This is a genomic window from Haloarcula sp. CBA1122 (assembly GCF_009741785.1).
GTDB lineage: Archaea > Halobacteriota > Halobacteria > Halobacteriales > Haloarculaceae > Haloarcula > Haloarcula hispanica.
The window spans coordinates 1-16,594 of sequence record NZ_WPCB01000013.1 but is presented as its reverse complement, the minus strand read 5'-3'; the positions used below and the strand labels follow the sequence as shown (position 1 = coordinate 16,594).

The following is a 16,594-nucleotide window of genomic DNA, read 5'->3' as shown; positions in this document are numbered from 1 at the left end:
AGGCGCTGATGGAGTTCGCCGCCTTCGCCGACCGGGCCGAAGCAATCGAAGCCGAGAGTGCCGATACCGCGATAACCGAGGCGGTGACCGACCTGTTCTCTGACGCGGGGCCGGACCTCCCGACGCTCGCCCGCTTCGTCCAGGGCCGGGTGTTTCCGGCCTACGAGTCCCGCACGCTCGACATCGGCCCGCGGCTCTGCTACGAGGCGATTGCCCGGGCGGCCGGCCAGAACGTCGGCGCTGACGACGTAGAGCAGCGCCTCGCTGACATGGGCGAAATAGGGGCTGTTGCGGCCAGCTACGACCTCGGCGGCCAGCAGGGACTCGCCGCATTCGGAGCAGGCGAGAGCGGGAGCGACGCACTGACCGTCACAGAACTCGACGAGAGCCTCCGGGACCTGGCCGCCGTCGACGGCAGCGGGAGCCAGGGGACGAAGGTTGACATCCTCTTTGGCCTGTTCTCGCGGTGTTCGTCGACGGAAGCCGGCTACCTCGCCCGCCTCGTCCTCTCGGAGATGCGTATCGGCGTCGGCGAGGGGACGGTCCGGGACGCCGCCGCGGCCGCTTTCGACGTGCCGGTCGAGGCCGTCGAACGGGCCGTGCAGGTGTCGAACGACTACGGTATGGTTGCCGAAGTGGCCCGCGACGAAGGGGAGTCCGGACTGGCGACCGTCACCCTCGAAATCGGTCGCCCCGTTCAGGCGATGCTGGCACAGGCGGGCACGGTCGCTGGCGCACTCGAAGACTGGGACCGCGCTGCGGTCGAGTGGAAGTACGACGGCGCTCGGGTGCAGGTCCACTTTGACGGCGAGAACGCCCGGCTGTTCTCTCGAAACATGGAGGAAGTCACGGATCCGCTTCCGGAGGTCGTCGAGGCCGTCGAATCGACGCTGGACGCGCCGGCAATCCTCGACGGTGAGGTGGTCGCAGTCGATGCCGACGGCGACCCGCTCCCGTTTCAGGAGGTGCTGCGGCGCTTCCGCCGGAAACACGACGTTGCCGCGGCCCGCGAGGACGTGGCCGTCCGCCTGCACGCCTTCGACTGCCTGCACGCCGACGGCGAGGACCTGCTCGATGCCTCGCTGAAGACGCGCCATGACCGCCTCGAATCACTCTTGCCTGCCGGGAGTGACGTTGTCTCGCGGATGTGGCTGTCCGACGACGCCGAGGAAATTGAAAATCTGGAGGCTGAGGCCCTCGCCGCTGGGCAGGAGGGAATCATGCTGAAAGACCCGACTGCAGCCTACTCGCCCGGAAAGCGGGGCAAGCACTGGCGCAAGCGCAAGCCCGACGTGGAGACGCTGGACTGTGTCGTCACCGGCGCGGAATGGGGCGAAGGCCGCCGGGCGAACGTGCTTGGCTCGTTCGAGCTTTCTGTCCGAACCGACGACGGCTACGCTACCGTCGGCAACGTGGCGACGGGCATTACCGACGAGGAACTGGACGACCTGACGGAGCGCTTCGAACCGCACATCCGGCGAGAGGACGGCCGCGACGTAACCCTTGACCCGGCGATTGTCTTCGAGGTCGGCTACGAGGAGATCCAGGCCTCCCAGTCCTACGACTCGGGCTATGCGCTCCGGTTCCCCCGGTTTCTCTCGGTTCGTGAGGACAAGACCCCGGACGACGCCGACCCGCTGGAGCGCGTTGAGCGGCTGGCGGCGTCACAGTAGCGCCGTCGGACTGGGACGGACCGACACGCGTAATGGCCGTCTCCGAGAACGACCGTACATGACAGTCAGACACGACGGCATCACCGCGGAGTGGCTCGGCTACGCGACGCTGCGGCTGGAAGGCGATGACACGGTCGTCTACTTCGACCCCGGCCGGTACGGCGTGCTCACCGGCGAGTGGGAGCCTGACACGCCCGGTATCGGCCATCCGCCGACGCAAGACTACGCTCCGAAAGACGGGGACATCGTCTGCGTGACACATATCCACCACTACGACCCCGACGCATCCGCCGCGTCGCCGCTGAGGACGCCACCGTTGTCGCGTTCGAGGGTATCAACGTCCACGCGACCGACCGCGACCTCGACCGCCTCGCCGACCTCGACTACGAGGTCCGCAAAGTGTCGATGGAAGCCGACGTGCTGGTCGACGACGTACCTATCTGGACGATGCCGGCGTACAACCACGAGGACGGCCGGAACGTGAAAGACGACGGCAGCCCCATCCACCCGAGAGGCATCGCCTGTGGCTTCCTCGTCTCGCTGGACGACACCCGCGTGTTCTGGCCGGGCGACACCGACGTGCTGGACGGCCACGCCGAACTCGACGTCTCGCTGTTCGTCCCCTCTATCGCCAAGAACTACACGATGAACCGCCACGAGGCCGCCGATCTGGCCGAGGAGATGGACCCGGACCTCGTGCTCCCGATGCACTACAACACGTTCACGTCGCTGGAGGCGGACTCCGGTGCGTTCGCTGAAGACGTCGCGAAGCGTGGCGTTCCGGTCGTACTGGACGAGAACTGACTGGCGAACCCGTCTGTGGCGACCCGAGATGGTGGTTTCCCGGTCCATCTGTCAGTCAAAACAATATTGGGGCGTTCAGCAGAACACCACCGACATGGAACGCGCCAGTGACCGAACAGGGGAAACACGTTCCCCAGCCGAACGAACGCCCTCGTTCGGTCACCTACTGCTTGTCTGGCTCCTTGTCGGGCCGTCGCTGTGGTCCCTTGGTTCTGCCGTGGCCGATGCGATTCAGGCCGAACTGCCGCTGTCGACGATGGGAGCCGGCCTGCTGTTCGGAACGATAGTCGTCGTGTCGTTCTGGACCGCCGGCTTTCAGCCCTCACTCAGGGCCAGTTTCGGCTATTTTGTCGCGGAACTGAGTATCTATCTGGTCTTGGCTGTCGGGGTCGTTACGGTCTTCGTTCCGACCTTTACACCGTGGGTTACGATTGCTGTCCAACTCGTGTCTATCTGTCTCGCCGCGACGCTGGTGTTCACCCCGGTCGGTGCGAACATACGGAACTGGTTCCGGCGACATGTCCGCTCTCTGCTGAAACTACCGCCACAAGACCGGTCAGTCGATCACGACTGATGGATTCTCGACCGAGCAAACGCGGATTCGTTTTGCCGGTCAGTCGTTCCGGGTAGTACACTAATTGCGCACCGGCCTCACCACGACTGTTCCCGTTTTCCACTCGACAGAAAACATTTACCGAGTGACAGGAGATGGAATCCCAATGCCCTCCTCCCGTCGGCGATACCTTCGTGGCTGTGTGGCGACCCTCGGACTGGCGTCCGGTGGCTGTCTCGGTTCGAACGGGTACATAGAGACTTCACCGATTGGAACTGAGACGACACCGGAATCAGGGGCTGGGACGGCCGCCCACAAGCGGAGCGGGGAAACGGAACCGTTCGTCGCCTGGCAGCAATCACTCGGTTCACCGATCACTGCCCCGCCAATTAGTACGGGGAGCAGTCTGTACGTCGGGACTGAGTCGGGAACGGTCAAATCATTTGCAACTGCTGACGGGAGCCAACAGTGGATGTACGATGCGAGCGACCCCATCCGCGCGCAGCCGAGATGCGTCGGAAACACCGTCTTCGTCGTAAGCGGGAAAGAAGGGTTGTACGAGGACCACATCGTCGTGGCACTCGACGCCGAAAGCGGTGCAAAGCAGTGGACGTTCTCGCCCGGAGAGTGGTGGCTTGAGTTGCTCGGCGCGACCGATGAGATGGTGTACGTCGGGACGAACACCGACGCCCCGTCGAAGCAGGGACGGACGCTCTACGCGCTCGCTGTTTCTGACGGGTCGGTGCAATGGTCCGGGGAAATCGGGGACCAGTACGAGGGAGCGGTGCGCAACGGGGCGATATACGTGGCGTCGTACGGCCGGTTCTACGCGTACGACGCTGAGACCGGTGAGAAACGGTGGGCTACTGACGTTGCCGACTACTACTCTCGGACGATGGTCGCCACCGACGACACGCTCTGTTATGCCGCCGACGTGGACGAGACCCGCGGCACGCTAATCGGCGTCGCTGCCGACACCGGTGAGACCGTCTGGAGACACGACGAGGGGTCCGTCGCATCGACGACACTTCACGACGGAACGCTCTATATCGGTGGCACACACGTCGCTGCGCTCGACCCCGCGAGTGGCGAGCAACAGTGGCAAGCGGAGCAGTCCGGCTACGTCCAACAAGCCCCGGTTCAGAACGGCGTCCTCTATGCAGGTGGTGACAAGATACGTGGCTACGACAGTAGCGACGGCGAACAGAGATGGACGTGGGAGCCCAACGTAGACGTTGAAGGGGTGGTGCCGGCAGCGGTCGTTTCCGACACCCTGTACGTGGACTCGTGGACGGACGGCGACCCGCGGAATCGATTCAAGTTCGCGGTCGATACGACGGCCGGAACGAAACGGTGGGCGTTCGATGTCGGGAGCAATCTGACCGATCTGTCCGTCGACGAAAATGGGGCCTATGTCGCCGCTGCCGATACCGTGTACGCGCTGGAATAGCCGAGAAAACGCCCCGCTGATGCCGTCTAAAGCAGCCCCATCTCGTCCAGCCGCTCGGGCAGGTACGTCTCAGTCACGAAGTCAAGCCCCCGAGAAGCGAGCGCCTGCTGTTCGGCCTTCTTGTTGATGTCGAGCTGGAGTTCTATCTGTTCCTCCCAGAAGTCAGTCTGGAAACGCGGGTCCTCAAGTTCACTCTCCAGGGCGTTGACGTCGGAGTCCGACAGCGGGTCCGTCGGCAGTTCGTACTCGACGATGTCCTCCGGGCGGATGCCGATGAACTGGGCCTCGGGGGTCGCCAGGTACTCCGAGAGGTGCGCACTCTTGATGGAGCCGTAGGAGACCGACCCGAAGATGCGGTACGACCACGGGTCACCGTCAGTGAATACCGTGACCGGGAGGTCGAGTTCGTCGTGGAGGCGCTTGATGAGCCGCCGGGTGGCCCGCGCGGGCTGGCCGCCGAGGTGGACGACCAGCGCGTCGTACTCGTCGTCGAAGCCGTTCTCGACGAGTCGGTCGCGCATGCCGCCGGTCTCCACGCAGAGGACGAACTTCGCGTCGTTGTCGAGGAACTCGATGGTGTCGGGGTTGTTCGGGATCTGGTAGCCGCCCTGTCCCACGTCGTCCTGACAGTGGATCTCGCGGTCGCCGCGGTTGGTCTGCTCGCGGAGGAGCAGCGGCCCCATCACCTTCGCACCGGACTCCTCCGGGCGCATGTGGAAGTCCTCGCGTTTGACGTCGGAGACGATTTCGAGGTCCTCGATGAGGTTGTTCGACTCGTCCTGCGTGTTGAACTGGGCCTCGTCGAGGTCCCAGGACTCCGAGAGGTAGTACAGTTCACGCAGAGTCGATGAGCGGTCCTCCTCTAGTTGCTGGGAGAGGAAGTCGATGGTGTAGACGGCCTTCAGGATCTTCTCGGCCCCGGAGATCGTCTTGGCCGACCGGGTGGAGTTGCGGTCGCCGTACACCCAGACCTGCTCGTCCTCGTCGAAGACGATGTTCGATTTGGTCCGGGTCGGGATGGTCATCGTCGGCACCTCGCCGTCGGCGAACTGGTCGTAGAAGTCCGCCGCGAGGTCGATGAGTTGCTCGCGCGCTTCCTCGGTGTCAGGTGTGGTGTCTGAATCGGTGCTCATATCAGGCGTTCACCGTGAGTTTCTCCTCTTCGATGCCGTCGACCGAGACGGTGAACTCGGCCTCGCCGGTCACGCTGTATTCGAGGACGGCGGTTTCACCGGCCCCGACGGTCGGGGACCACTTGACGAACCACTCGCCGTCCATCTCGACGACGTTCGCGCCGTTGGTGTCCTGCGGTTCGGCGGTGACGATGTCGGTCAGTTCCACGTCCGCGTTCGTGTCGTCGTTGTTCTCGATGCGGACCCGGACCGTGTCGTCCTCGACCTCGCGCTCGACGAGGACGTTATTCATGATGCGGGCCAGCGAGTCGTCGATGTGAAGCTCGTCGTTGTCGGTGACCTCGGTGAGCTTCTCGGCCATCTCAGGCAGGATGGTCGCGAGTTTGTCCTGCTTCTCGCGGCGCTGTTGCATCGAGCGGCGCTTGTTCAGGTAACTTTTGAGTTCGCGGGCGGCCTCCCGGATGGCGAGTTCGATCTCGTCTTCCATCTCGGGGACGTTGGCGATGGCGTCCTTCGATTCGCTGGTGAAGGGGACGTTCGTCGAGGCGACGTGGACCATGATGACTGCCGGTCCCTTCGGGATGCCCGAGCCGCCGGGCTGGTCGAGGTTGTAGTTGCGCCACCGGATGGATTTCACGACATCTGTGGTCGCACAGGCCCCGCGCTGGTACACCAGCGGCACGCGGTTGGCGAATCGCATCACGTCGACGGTCCCTTCGGCTTCCAGTTCACCGCCGTAGGCGATGCCGGCCTCGACGATGAACGGGTCGCCGCCGTGGACCGACGCGTCCCGCGTCGATGCGGCGTAGAAGTCCGCATCGAACTCTTTCCGGAGTCCTTCCTCGACGAGTTCCGCGCTGATGGGGGAGAGACAGTCCGTCGGCGGCGCGATGATGTCCGTCTCGCGCATCGCCGACAGCAACTGACTCGCCGTATCGCGGTCGTCGGCGATATCTGAGACCTTCGGCGGCTCTTCCGGAACGCCCTCGGCGGCCGTCCAGAGCGCTTCGAGGACGTTTTCGCGGGCCGTCTCACCGAAGGTTGCGTCGTCCTGTTCCTCGGTCATGTCGGCCGCGCGGTCGATGTAGCCCCGGAGTTCATCGCGGGTCAGCCGGTGGCGGCCGTCGTCGTCGAACTTGTCGGCCAGTCGGCTCGCCAGCCCCTCGATGGCGGCGTCGTCCTTGCGTTTCGTCGTCACGTCGTCGACGAGGGCGTAGAGGTCACTCGACAAGTTGTCGCTGACGGCGTTCCAGGCCGCGTCGACGGCGTTTTCTCGAACTGTCGCGCCGAACGTCGTGTCGCCGTCCGCTTCGGCGTCTTCGGCCGCGTCGTCGACGATGGCTTCGACCTCGTGGTACGCGACCCGGTCGCGGTCGTGGATGGCGTCGGAGACGGCGGCGGCGAACGTCGCCGTGGTTTCAGCGCCCTTGTTCGCCACGGCGTCCTCGACGGCGGCCTCGATGTCCGCGTCCTCGCCGACTTTCGGCGGCTGCCAGGCCATGCCGCGGCCGTAGTGGCGGTCGTTGAAGTTCGCGATGACGCTGTCGGCCGTCTTCCCGCCGACGCGGGTGAACTCCTCCTGCATGAACCCCGACACGGAGTAGGAGTCCGTGGCTTCGAGCATCTTCAGGAGCGTCCCCAGTTCGACGCCGTGTGGGTGCGGGCGTATCTCCTCGGTCTCGTCGGGGAGTTCGGCGCGCTCGGCGCGTTCGAACTTCAGCGATTCGTCCAGCCCCGGCTCGTCGAACTCGATACGGGCGTGGGGGTTGACGACGGCCGTGTCCTGAATGTAGTCCCGCAGTGTCGAGCGGGCCCGCATATTGGCCTCCATCTCCAGTTCGATGCGCGTGCCGTGAGGTCGCTCCCAGGTCGTCGTCTCGTCGACGCTGATTTCGGGTTCGTTGGTGTCCGTGTCGACGATGAGTTCGAAGTACTGGGCCTCGTCTTGGCCCTTCGGCCGGGACGTGATTTTCGCCGGCTTGCCGGAGGTAAGCTGTGAGTAGAGCACGGCCGCAGAGATCCCGATCCCCTGCTGTCCGCGATTCTGCTCCCTGGCGTGGAAACGGGAGCCATAGAGGAGCTTCCCGAAGATTTTCGGTGCCTGTTCCTTCGTGATACCGGGGCCGTTGTCCTCGACGACCAGCTTGTAGTAGTCGCCGGACTCCTGAATCTCGACGTAGATATCGGGGAGAATACCGGCCTCCTCGCAGGCGTCGAGCGCGTTGTCGACGGCCTCTTTGACGGCCGTGACGAGCGCTCGGGCCTCCGAGTCGAAGCCCAGCATGTGCTTGTTCTTCTCGAAGAACTCGGCGATGGAGATGGCCCGCTGGGATTCGGCCAACTCCTCGGCGATCCCCTCGCCCTCGCCGAGTTGCGACTGATACGAGGTCATTGTCGTGCGGTACGTACCCGCGTCGGGGTTAAAAGGTAATCGCCACCGGAGTGAAAGTAAACCCTCCCTTTAAAATCGCAGTCCCGCGCGCGTGCGGGAGCTTTATACGTCCCCCTCTATTAGGACGGGTAAGTTCCTATGTCAGGAGAGTCTGATGAGTACGGCGCAAAGTCGATCCAGACCCTCGAAGGGCTGGAAGCCGTCCAGAAGCGACCCGCGATGTATATCGGGTCGACGGACGCTCGCGGCCTCCATCATCTCGTCTACGAGGTGGTCGACAACGCGATCGACGAGGCGCTCGCCGGCTACTGTGACAACATCGACGTAACGATTCACGACGACGGCTCCGTCTCTGTCAGCGACGATGGACGTGGCATCCCCGTCGATACCCACGAAGAGCACGGCCGCCCGGCCGTGGAGGTCGTGATGACGATTCTCCACGCCGGTGGGAAGTTCGACAACAAGTCCTACCAGGTCTCCGGTGGCCTCCACGGGGTCGGGGTGAGCGTGGTCAACGCACTCTCGAAGTGGCTCGAAGTCGAGGTCAGGCGCGACGGCGCGCTCTGGAAGCAGCGCTTCGACCACGGCAAACCGGAGTACGACCTCAAGAAGGTCCGCGACCTCGAACCCGACGAGGAGACGGGCACGACGGTCCGGTTCTGGCCGGATGACGAGATCTTCGAGACCGGCGAGTTCAAGTTCTCGACGCTGTCGTCCCGACTGCGGGAACTCGCCTTCCTCAACTCCGGTGTCGCCATCTCTATCATCGACGAGCGCGACGGCGAAACGGAGACGTTTGCCTACGACGGTGGCATCCGCGAGTTCGTCGAGTATCTGAACGAGACAAAGGACCCGCTCCACCGCGACATCATCTACTTCGAGGACGAGGAGGAAATCGCTGAGGGGCCGGTTCAGGTCGAGATTGCCATGCAGGGGACCGACGACCTGCAGGGCTCTATTCACGCCTTCGCCAACAATATCAACACGCGCGAGGGCGGGACACACCTCACAGGGTTCAAAACATCGCTCACACGGGTCGTCAACGACTACGCGACCGACAATAATCTGCTGAAAGACCTAGACGATACGCTCAAAGGCGACGACATCCGCGAAGGGCTGACGGCCGTCATTTCTGTCAAACATCCCGACCCCCAGTTCGAGGGCCAGACCAAGACGAAACTCGGCAACAGCGAGGTCCGGGGTATCGTCGAATCGGCGATGCACGACGGGCTTGCTACCTTCTTCGAGGAGAACCCCGACACGGCCGAGGCCATCGTCGGAAAGGCCGTCGAAGCCGCGAAAGCACGGAAGGCCGCACAGAAGGCAGAGGAACTCACCCGCCGGAAGTCGGCGCTCGACTCGACCGCACTGCCCGGAAAGCTGGCCGACTGCCAGACCCGGGACCCCGAGGAAGCCGAACTGTTCATCGCCGAGGGTGACTCCGCGGGCGGCAGCGCCAAACAGGGCCGCAACCCGGATTTCCAGGCCATCCTCCCCATCAAGGGGAAGATTCTGAACGTCGAGAAACACCGGCTAGACCGGATCTTGGAGAACAACGAGATACGGAACCTCATCACCGCGCTCGGGACCGGTATCGGCGACGAGTTCGATATCGACGACCTGCGTTACGAGAAGATCATTCTGATGACGGACGCGGACGTCGACGGGGCACACATCCGGACGCTCCTGTTGACGCTGTTCTACCGGCACATGAAGCCGCTGCTGGAAGCCGGCTACGTCTACGCCTCCCAGCCGCCGCTGTACCGCATTCGCTACCGCGGAAACACGTACGATGCAATGACGGATGCAGAACGCGACAAGATAATCGAAGAGAAGTGTGACGGCAACCCCACCCACGTCCAGCGGTTCAAGGGACTCGGTGAGATGAACCCCGAACAGCTCTGGGAGACGACGATGAACCCCGACAACCGGATTCTCAAACAGATAACTATCGAGGACGCCGCGGCCGCCGACAAGATGTTCAACATCCTGATGGGCGACGCCGTCGAACCGCGCAAGGAATTCATCAAGGAGAACTCGCCTGAAGCGGAGTGGGTCGACATATGAGCTCCGACGCTGACGACGCGAACGCCCCGGCAGAGCAGATCAAGCACGTCCGCATCGAGGACGAGATGGAGCAGTCCTACATCGACTACGCGATGTCGGTTATCGCGGGTCGGGCGCTCCCGGACGTTCGAGACGGTCTCAAACCCGTCCATCGGCGCATCCTCTACGCGATGCACGAGATGGGTGTCTCCTCAAACACCGCCCACCGGAAGTCCTCCTCAATTGTCGGCGACACGATGGGTGACTACCACCCGCACGGCGGCTCAGCCATTTACGACACGCTCGTCCGGATGGCACAGGACTTCTCCATGCGGTATCCGCTGATAGACGGCCAGGGGAACTTCGGCTCGATGGACGGCGACCCCGCGGCCGCCATGCGGTACACGGAGGCCCGGATGGACCCCATCGCCGAGGAACTGCTCGAAGATATCGAGAAAGACACCGTCGACTTCTCCAGTAACTACGACGACCGCCTGCAGGAACCCGACGTGCTGCCGTCGAAGGTCCCGAACCTCCTGTTGAACGGGTCGTCCGGGATTGCCGTCGGGATGTCGACAAACATCCCGCCGCACAACCTCGGCGAACTGGTCGACGCGACGGTCCAACTGCTGGAAAACCCCGACTGCACGGTCGAGGACCTGATGGAGCACATCAAGGGGCCGGACTTCCCGACCGGCGGCAACATCGTCGGCCGCGACGCCATCTACTCGGCGTACGCGACCGGCCGCGGCCGCTTGCGGGTTCGCGCCGAGTATGAGGTCGACCCCGAGGAGGGTCGCATCGTCATCAGCGAACTCCCCTACCAGGAGAACAAGGCCCGCGTCGTCGAGCGCATCGCCGACGACGTGAACGAGGGGAAAATCGAGGGCATCGCCGACCTCCGTGACGAGTCCGACCGCAACGGCGTCCGCATCGTCGTCGAACTCAAGCGCGGGGCGAACATCGACGTGGTCGAGAACCGCCTGCTCGACCACCATCTCGAATCCACCTTCGGCGTCATCAACCTCGCGCTGGTCGACGGCCAACCGAAAGTCCTCTCGCTGAAAGAGACCCTGCAGCACTACATCGACCACCGCCGCGAGGTCGTCCGCCGGCGCTCCGAGTACGACCTCGCCGAAGCCGAGGACCGCGCACACATCCTCGAAGGCCGGCTAAAAGCGCTGGAAAACGTCGAGGACGTGGTCGAACTCATCCAAAACAGCGAGGACCGCGACGCCGCCCGAGCCGGTTTGCAGGAGTCCTTCGAGTTCTCCGAGGAACAGGCCGCTCACATCGTGCGGATGCAACTCGGCTCGCTCACCTCGATGGAAGCGACGGAAATCGAGGAGGAGTACGAGGACGTACAGAACACTATCGACTACCTCGAATCTGTCCTCAACAGCCGCGAGAAGCTCGACAGCGTCATCGCCGACGAACTGCAGGAAGTCAAAGACGAGTACGACGACGACCGCCGGACGAGCATCATCGAAGACGAGGGCCAGGTCACCCACGAGGACCTCATCCCCGAGGAGGACTGCGTCGTCGTCATCACCGAGGACGACTACATCAAGCGGATGCCGGTCGAGAACTTCGATCCCCAGAACCGCGGCGGCAAGGGGATCATCGGGGCCGACCCCAAGGAGAACGACCGCGTCTCGAAGGTGTTCCGGGCCAACAGCCACGACTACCTGCTCTGTTTCACCAATCAGGGACAGGTCTACCGGCTCAAGACCTACGAGATCCCGGAAATGTCCCGAACCGCACGGGGCAAGTCCGCCATCAACCTCATCGACCTCGACGACGGCGAGGAACTGACCGCCGTCGTCTCGACCGACGAGTTCGGCGAGGACGAGTGTATCACGATGGTGACCCGGAACGGCTACGTCAAGCGGACCTGCTGTTCGGAGTTCGAGAACATCCTTTCGACCGGAATCATCGCCGCCAAGCTCGAAGACGGCGACGAACTCATCGACGTGGACGTCACCGACGGCACCGGCGACCTCGTCATCGCCACGGAGGCGGGGATGACTATCCGCTTCAGCGAGAGCGAGGTCAGCGAGATGGGTCGGTCCGCACGCGGCGTCAACGGCATCAAACTGCAGGGCGACGACAGGGTCGCGGCGATGGTCGCCACCGACGGCGACGACCGCCGCTCGCTGTTGACTGTCACGGAACACGGCTTCGGCAAGCGCACCAAACTCGACGAGTATCGGACCCAATCCCGCTACGGCAAGGGCCTCATCGACATCAAGACCGACGACCGCAACGGCCGGGTGTCGACCGCCAAGGCCGTCACTGACGAGGACCATCTGGTCATCATGTCCGAACAGGGCCAGATTATGCGTATCCGCGCCGGCGACGTGTCCCAGGTCGGTCGGAACACCAAGGGTGTGACGATTATGGGTCTCGAAGACGACGACCGTGTGGCAAGTGTGACGGTCGTGCCGGCGGAAAGCGGCGAAGAGACGGACGGCGCGGCGTCAAGCCAATAGTAGCATACTCGGCGCTTGCGCCGAGTTTCACGCGAATCGCTTCGCGATTCGCGCCTTTTTCGCCCACGTTTTTCGAGGAGCCGTCCCCGCAGCGAGCAAAGCGAGCGAGGAACGGCGACGATGAAAAAGGTGGTGGGCCAGACATACCCGTGTCGGTGTCGTACCCCGTTTATGGACTTGCCCCGGCATCTCTCACAGCACGACCGGGCGGCGCAGTTGCCGCTGGTCACCGAGGACGCACGGGTGACGCTCGTCGAACCGATGGACCGTAACCGCAACAACGAGGTGTTGTCCGCGGTCCGGGAGCAAATCGCACCTGTTGGAGACCGGTCGTGGTTGGCGGCCGCCCGAAACGGCTCGACAATCCGGTGGTCGGCGTTGTTCGACCGCTTGCGCAATGCCGGGGCGTCGAAACGGCGGCTCGCGCGAATCGAGACGCTTGCCGAGCGCTTTGACCGCCCCTACCCCTCCCTGCTGCGACTGCGTGTTAAACCCGACGTGGACCTCGATTTCGCGCCCGGCCAGTACGTGACGCTCAGGCTTCACGGCACGCCGCGGGCGTACTCGCTTGCGAACTCGCCCAGCGAGGACGAACTGGAGTTCTGCATCCGACTGGTCCCCGGCGGGAAACTGACCAGTGGGCTGTTCGAACACGTCGACGTCGGCGAGGATGTCGTCGTTCGCGGGCCGAACGGCGACATGGTACTGGACCCGCCATCGAGCCGGGATATGGTCTTTCTGGCCACCGGGACCGGCGTCGCGCCGTTCAAGAGCATGATCGACTACACGTTCGAGCAGGGGCGGGACGTGGTCGACGGCGAGCCCCGCGACATCTGGCTGTTTCTGGGCTGTGGCTGGGAGGACGACCTGCCCCACCGTGAACACTTTCGGCGACTCGACGCCGAGTACGACCACTTCCATTTCGTTCCGACGCTTACGCGCGAACCGCTGCTGACCGACTGGGACGGCGCGACCGACTACGTCCAGTCGGTGTTCGTCAACTACGTCGCAAACGACGCGCTGGAGGGTGCGGACCTGCCGGCGCGGTTCGACGCCGTTCGGGAGCAGCGCCCCCAGTCCGGCGTCGACGCCCGCATTGATCCGTCGAACGTCGAACTGTACGCGTGCGGTATCAGCGCGATGGTATCGACGCTGGTCCGGGCCGCGCGAAGCGTCGGGATTCCCGAGTCCGAAATGCAGTACGAGGGGTTCGGATAGCTACAGCACGCGCTTGCCGAAGGCGCTGGCGACGAGTTCACAGCCCAGTTCGGCGGTGCGGTTGTGTTCGTCGAGAATCGGGTTCACCTCGACCATTTCCATCGAGCGCAGTTGGTCGTGGTACTCGGCGACGTACTCCATCGCGATGTGGGCCTCACGGTAGGAGACACCGCCGCGAACCGGCGTGCCGACGCCGGGAGCTTCTGTCGGGTCGAGCCAGTCGAGGTCGAGCGAGACGTGTATCCCGTCCGTCCCGTCAGTCGCGATTTCTAGTGCCTCCGCGACGACCTCCGGTGCGCCGCGGGTGTCGATATCCGACATCGTGAACGCGGTCACGTCGCTCTCGTACAAACGGCGGCGCTCTCCGTCATCGACATCCCGTAAGCCGACGAGAACAACATTCTCCTCGCGCACCGCAGGGGTGTGGGCCCAGTCGTGGTCGGCAAACGCCCCGTCGCCGAGGACAGCCGCCAGCGACATCCCGTGGATGTTCCCGCTTGGCGTGGTCTCCGGCGTGTTGAAATCGCCATGTGCGTCAAACCAGATGACACCAAGGTCCTCATTATTACGGGCCGCGCCGGCAATGGTCCCGATACCGATAGAGTGGTCGCCGCCCAGCACGAGCGGGAACTGGCCGTCCATGAGCGTGGCGTCGACGGCCGTTGCCACGTCCTCGCACACTTCCTTCGTCTCTCTGAAGAACTTGGCTCGACCGGACGGGAGACCGCCCGCGTCCGGGTCGGATTCCTCCGGTCGCGGCACAGCGATGTCACCGCCGTCGATGCAGTCGATGCCGGCACTCGCCAACTGGTCGGCGAGGCCGCCGTACCGTATCGCTGACGGCCCCATGTCGACGCCGCGCCGGTCGGCGCCGAGGTCCATCGGAACGCCGAGGACGCGAACCTGTGTGTCCATACTCGTGCTTCGACGGGCCAGGACTAAATATCAGTGTTTGCCTGTTCTCCGATAACTTACGTGTAGGGCGCACAGACCAGTTCGATGCCCTCCTCGAAACTGATCTCCGGTTCCCAGCCTGTCGCGTCGTGCATCCGCGAGAAGTCAGCGCAGGTGTCGTGGACGTAGACGTCCTCGGGAATCGGGTTCTCGACGTACTCCGGCTCGATATCCGTTCCGAGTTCGTCGTTCAGCATCTCGACGACGGTGTTGAAGTCGTAGGCCTCGCCGGTCCCGAGGTTGTACACGCCGTTCAGTTCGTGTTCGGCGGCCAGGACGAGCCCGCGGACGATGTCGTCGACGTGGGTGAAATCGCGGGTCTGCTCGCCGTCGCCGTACAGCTTCGGTGCGTCGCCGCCGGCCAGGTCGTCGGCGAACTGTGCGATGACGTTCGCGTACTCGCCCTTGTGTTCCTCCGCGCCGCCGTAGCCCTGATACACCGAGAAGAAGCGCATCCCGGCCAGCGTGAGGTCGTAGTGGTTCTGGAAGTACTCCGCGTACGTCTCCCGGGCCATCTTCGAGGCCTCGTAGCCGGTGTTGACCGTCACGTCCATGTCCTCCGGCGAGGGTTCGGTCCGGCTGCCGTAGATGGAGGACGTCGAGGCGTAGACGATGGTATCACAGCCGTCGTCCCGGGCCTGCTCGACTGTGTTGACGAACCCCTCGACGTTCACGCGAGCGCCGTGGGTCGGATTGTCCTCGTGCATCGCGTAGGACGATAGGGCCGCGAGGTGGAATACCACGTCCACGTCGGTCGGCAGGTCGTCCGCAAGCACGCTCTGCTCGACGTACTCTACGTCTTCTGATACGTTCTCCGGCGTGCCGAGATAGCCGTCGTCCAGAGCGACGACATCGTTGTTCTCGGCCAGTTTGTTCGCGAGGTTTGCCCCGATGAACCCGCCACCGCCGGTCACCAGAACGCGCTGACTTTCCATATCTGTGTCAGGTCAGCGCTGGAATAAAGTACTAACGTTTTCCGCGATTCTGGGACGGTTCCAGACGGTTTACCGTCGCATTTAAGGACGGCTGTACCGAACAACAGATTATGTCATCTATCGAACTGACACCCAGTCAAAAGAACATTCTGCAGGAACTGGTAAATCTCTATCGGGAAAGTGAAAGCGCTGTCAAAGGTGAAGACATCGCCGAAAAAGTCGACCGTAACCCGGGCACGATTCGCAACCAGATGCAGAGTCTCAAAGCCCTGCAGTTGGTCGAGGGCGTCCCCGGTCCCAAAGGTGGGTACAAGCCTACCGCCAACGCCTACGACGCACTCCAGATTCAGGACATGGACCAGGCCGCGGAGGTCCCGCTACGCCACAACGGCGAGCTCGTCGAACACTCGAACGTCGAGGAAATCGACCTGACTAGCGTCCACCACCCCGAGGAGTGCCGCGCGGAGATTCAGCTACAGGGCACGATGTCCGAATTCCACGAGGGCGACTCGGTGACGGTCGGACCGACACCGCTGTCGAAGCTTCAGATTATCGGGACCCTCGAAGGGAAAGACGACACCAACAACAAACTCATCCTCGCTATCGACGATATGCGGGCACCGGCGGGCGAGCCGGAACACTAGTACGTGTCACTGGTCTTTTGAATTGTTTTCCTGCGGTCACCGGGGCCGCGACATACCGTACTTGCCACGAGTCTCGCTGGAAAATCATGCCCCCGCTGAAAGGGATTTCAAAGGGTTTGTATCAGTCGGTTGCGGAGTCTCCGGTATGACAGAGAACGTGGTCGTACTCGGTGCGGGGTACGCTGGTGCGGGGGCAATAAAGAGTTTAGAGGACGAGCTAGACGGTGTGACGGACGTCGATGTGACCTGGATTTCTGAGACGGATTACCACCTGGTCTTGCACGAGTCCCACCGCTGCAT

General features: G+C 63.3%; 11 protein-coding genes and 2 pseudogenes. 9 read left to right on the top strand and 4 right to left on the bottom strand.

All coding sequences use genetic code 11. The features are described from left to right. Positions 1–8: 8 nt before the first annotated feature. The 4 genes and pseudogenes from ligA (at position 9) to GJ630_RS07095 (ending at position 4,480) form a co-directional block, all read left to right on the top strand. The gene (gene ligA, locus GJ630_RS07110) at positions 9–1,673 is read left to right on the top strand and encodes an ATP-dependent DNA ligase LigA (RefSeq protein WP_191449629.1); all 1,665 of its coding nucleotides are present in this window, start codon (positions 9–11) and stop codon (positions 1,671–1,673) included. A 58-nt stretch (positions 1,674–1,731) separates the two neighbouring features. Then, positions 1,732–2,477 (top strand): annotated as a pseudogene (locus GJ630_RS07105) (MBL fold metallo-hydrolase). A 94-nt stretch (positions 2,478–2,571) separates the two neighbouring features. Then, positions 2,572–3,051, top strand: a complete 480-nt coding sequence (locus tag GJ630_RS07100) for a hypothetical protein (RefSeq protein WP_007187990.1) — start codon at positions 2,572–2,574, stop codon at positions 3,049–3,051. Positions 3,052–3,196: 145 nt separating this feature from the next. Continuing rightward, positions 3,197–4,480, top strand: a complete 1,284-nt coding sequence (locus tag GJ630_RS07095; protein WP_191449628.1) for a PQQ-binding-like beta-propeller repeat protein — start codon at positions 3,197–3,199, stop codon at positions 4,478–4,480. 26 nt (positions 4,481–4,506) lie between these two features. Here the strand turns inward: GJ630_RS07095 and GJ630_RS07090 are convergent, their stop codons facing one another. Next, positions 4,507–5,613, bottom strand: coding sequence for a DNA topoisomerase IV subunit A (locus tag GJ630_RS07090; RefSeq protein ID WP_008309777.1), 1,107 nt, complete (start codon positions 5,611–5,613; stop codon positions 4,507–4,509). Between the two features lies 1 nt (position 5,614). Continuing rightward, on the bottom strand, positions 5,615–8,005 hold the full coding sequence (locus GJ630_RS07085) for a DNA topoisomerase VI subunit B (protein WP_191449627.1): 2,391 nt from the start codon (positions 8,003–8,005) through the stop codon (positions 5,615–5,617). A 138-nt stretch (positions 8,006–8,143) separates the two neighbouring features. Between GJ630_RS07085 and gyrB the strand changes: the two genes are divergently transcribed. From gyrB to GJ630_RS07070, 3 genes are all read left to right on the top strand, one after another. Further along, positions 8,144–10,072, top strand: coding sequence for a DNA topoisomerase (ATP-hydrolyzing) subunit B (gene gyrB / locus GJ630_RS07080; RefSeq protein WP_014040064.1), 1,929 nt, complete (start codon positions 8,144–8,146; stop codon positions 10,070–10,072). Then, the gene (gyrA, locus tag GJ630_RS07075) at positions 10,069–12,543 is read left to right on the top strand and encodes a DNA gyrase subunit A (protein ID WP_191449626.1); all 2,475 of its coding nucleotides are present in this window, start codon (positions 10,069–10,071) and stop codon (positions 12,541–12,543) included. Before gyrB ends, gyrA begins: the two co-directional genes overlap by 4 nt. A gap of 171 nt (positions 12,544–12,714) precedes the next feature. Continuing rightward, a complete protein-coding gene (locus GJ630_RS07070) occupies positions 12,715–13,761 on the top strand; it encodes an FAD-binding oxidoreductase (RefSeq protein ID WP_191449625.1) in 1,047 nt (348 codons plus the stop codon). Here the strand turns inward: GJ630_RS07070 and rocF are convergent, their stop codons facing one another. Together rocF and GJ630_RS07060 are read right to left on the bottom strand one after the other, a co-directional pair. Next, positions 13,762–14,676, bottom strand: a complete 915-nt coding sequence (rocF, locus tag GJ630_RS07065; RefSeq protein WP_064288504.1) for an arginase — start codon at positions 14,674–14,676, stop codon at positions 13,762–13,764. A 56-nt stretch (positions 14,677–14,732) separates the two neighbouring features. Continuing rightward, positions 14,733–15,650, bottom strand: a complete 918-nt coding sequence (locus tag GJ630_RS07060) for an NAD-dependent epimerase/dehydratase family protein (RefSeq protein ID WP_064288505.1) — start codon at positions 15,648–15,650, stop codon at positions 14,733–14,735. A gap of 110 nt (positions 15,651–15,760) precedes the next feature. Between GJ630_RS07060 and GJ630_RS07055 the strand changes: the two genes are divergently transcribed. Next, the gene (locus GJ630_RS07055) at positions 15,761–16,294 is read left to right on the top strand and encodes an Rrf2 family transcriptional regulator (RefSeq protein ID WP_004515710.1); all 534 of its coding nucleotides are present in this window, start codon (positions 15,761–15,763) and stop codon (positions 16,292–16,294) included. 145 nt (positions 16,295–16,439) lie between these two features. Further along, positions 16,440–16,594 (top strand): annotated as a pseudogene (locus GJ630_RS19945) (NAD(P)/FAD-dependent oxidoreductase); the annotation flags it as partial.

Bases quoted from the DNA above. Each gene is read 5' to 3' on its own strand.
- gyrA (WP_191449626.1), top strand. From the start codon at position 10,069: ATGAGCTCCGACGCTGACGACGCGAACGCCCCGGCAGAGCAGATCAAG.
- ligA (WP_191449629.1), top strand. From the start codon at position 9: ATGGAGTTCGCCGCCTTCGCCGACCGGGCCGAAGCAATCGAAGCCGAG.
- gyrB (WP_014040064.1), top strand. From the start codon at position 8,144: ATGTCAGGAGAGTCTGATGAGTACGGCGCAAAGTCGATCCAGACCCTC.
- GJ630_RS07090 (WP_008309777.1), bottom strand. From the start codon at position 5,613: ATGAGCACCGATTCAGACACCACACCTGACACCGAGGAAGCGCGCGAG.
- GJ630_RS07085 (WP_191449627.1), bottom strand. From the start codon at position 8,005: ATGACCTCGTATCAGTCGCAACTCGGCGAGGGCGAGGGGATCGCCGAG.
- GJ630_RS07100 (WP_007187990.1), top strand. From the start codon at position 2,572: ATGGAACGCGCCAGTGACCGAACAGGGGAAACACGTTCCCCAGCCGAA.
- rocF (WP_064288504.1), bottom strand. From the start codon at position 14,676: ATGGACACACAGGTTCGCGTCCTCGGCGTTCCGATGGACCTCGGCGCC.
- GJ630_RS07055 (WP_004515710.1), top strand. From the start codon at position 15,761: ATGTCATCTATCGAACTGACACCCAGTCAAAAGAACATTCTGCAGGAA.
- GJ630_RS07060 (WP_064288505.1), bottom strand. From the start codon at position 15,650: ATGGAAAGTCAGCGCGTTCTGGTGACCGGCGGTGGCGGGTTCATCGGG.
- GJ630_RS07095 (WP_191449628.1), top strand. From the start codon at position 3,197: ATGCCCTCCTCCCGTCGGCGATACCTTCGTGGCTGTGTGGCGACCCTC.
- GJ630_RS07070 (WP_191449625.1), top strand. From the start codon at position 12,715: ATGGACTTGCCCCGGCATCTCTCACAGCACGACCGGGCGGCGCAGTTG.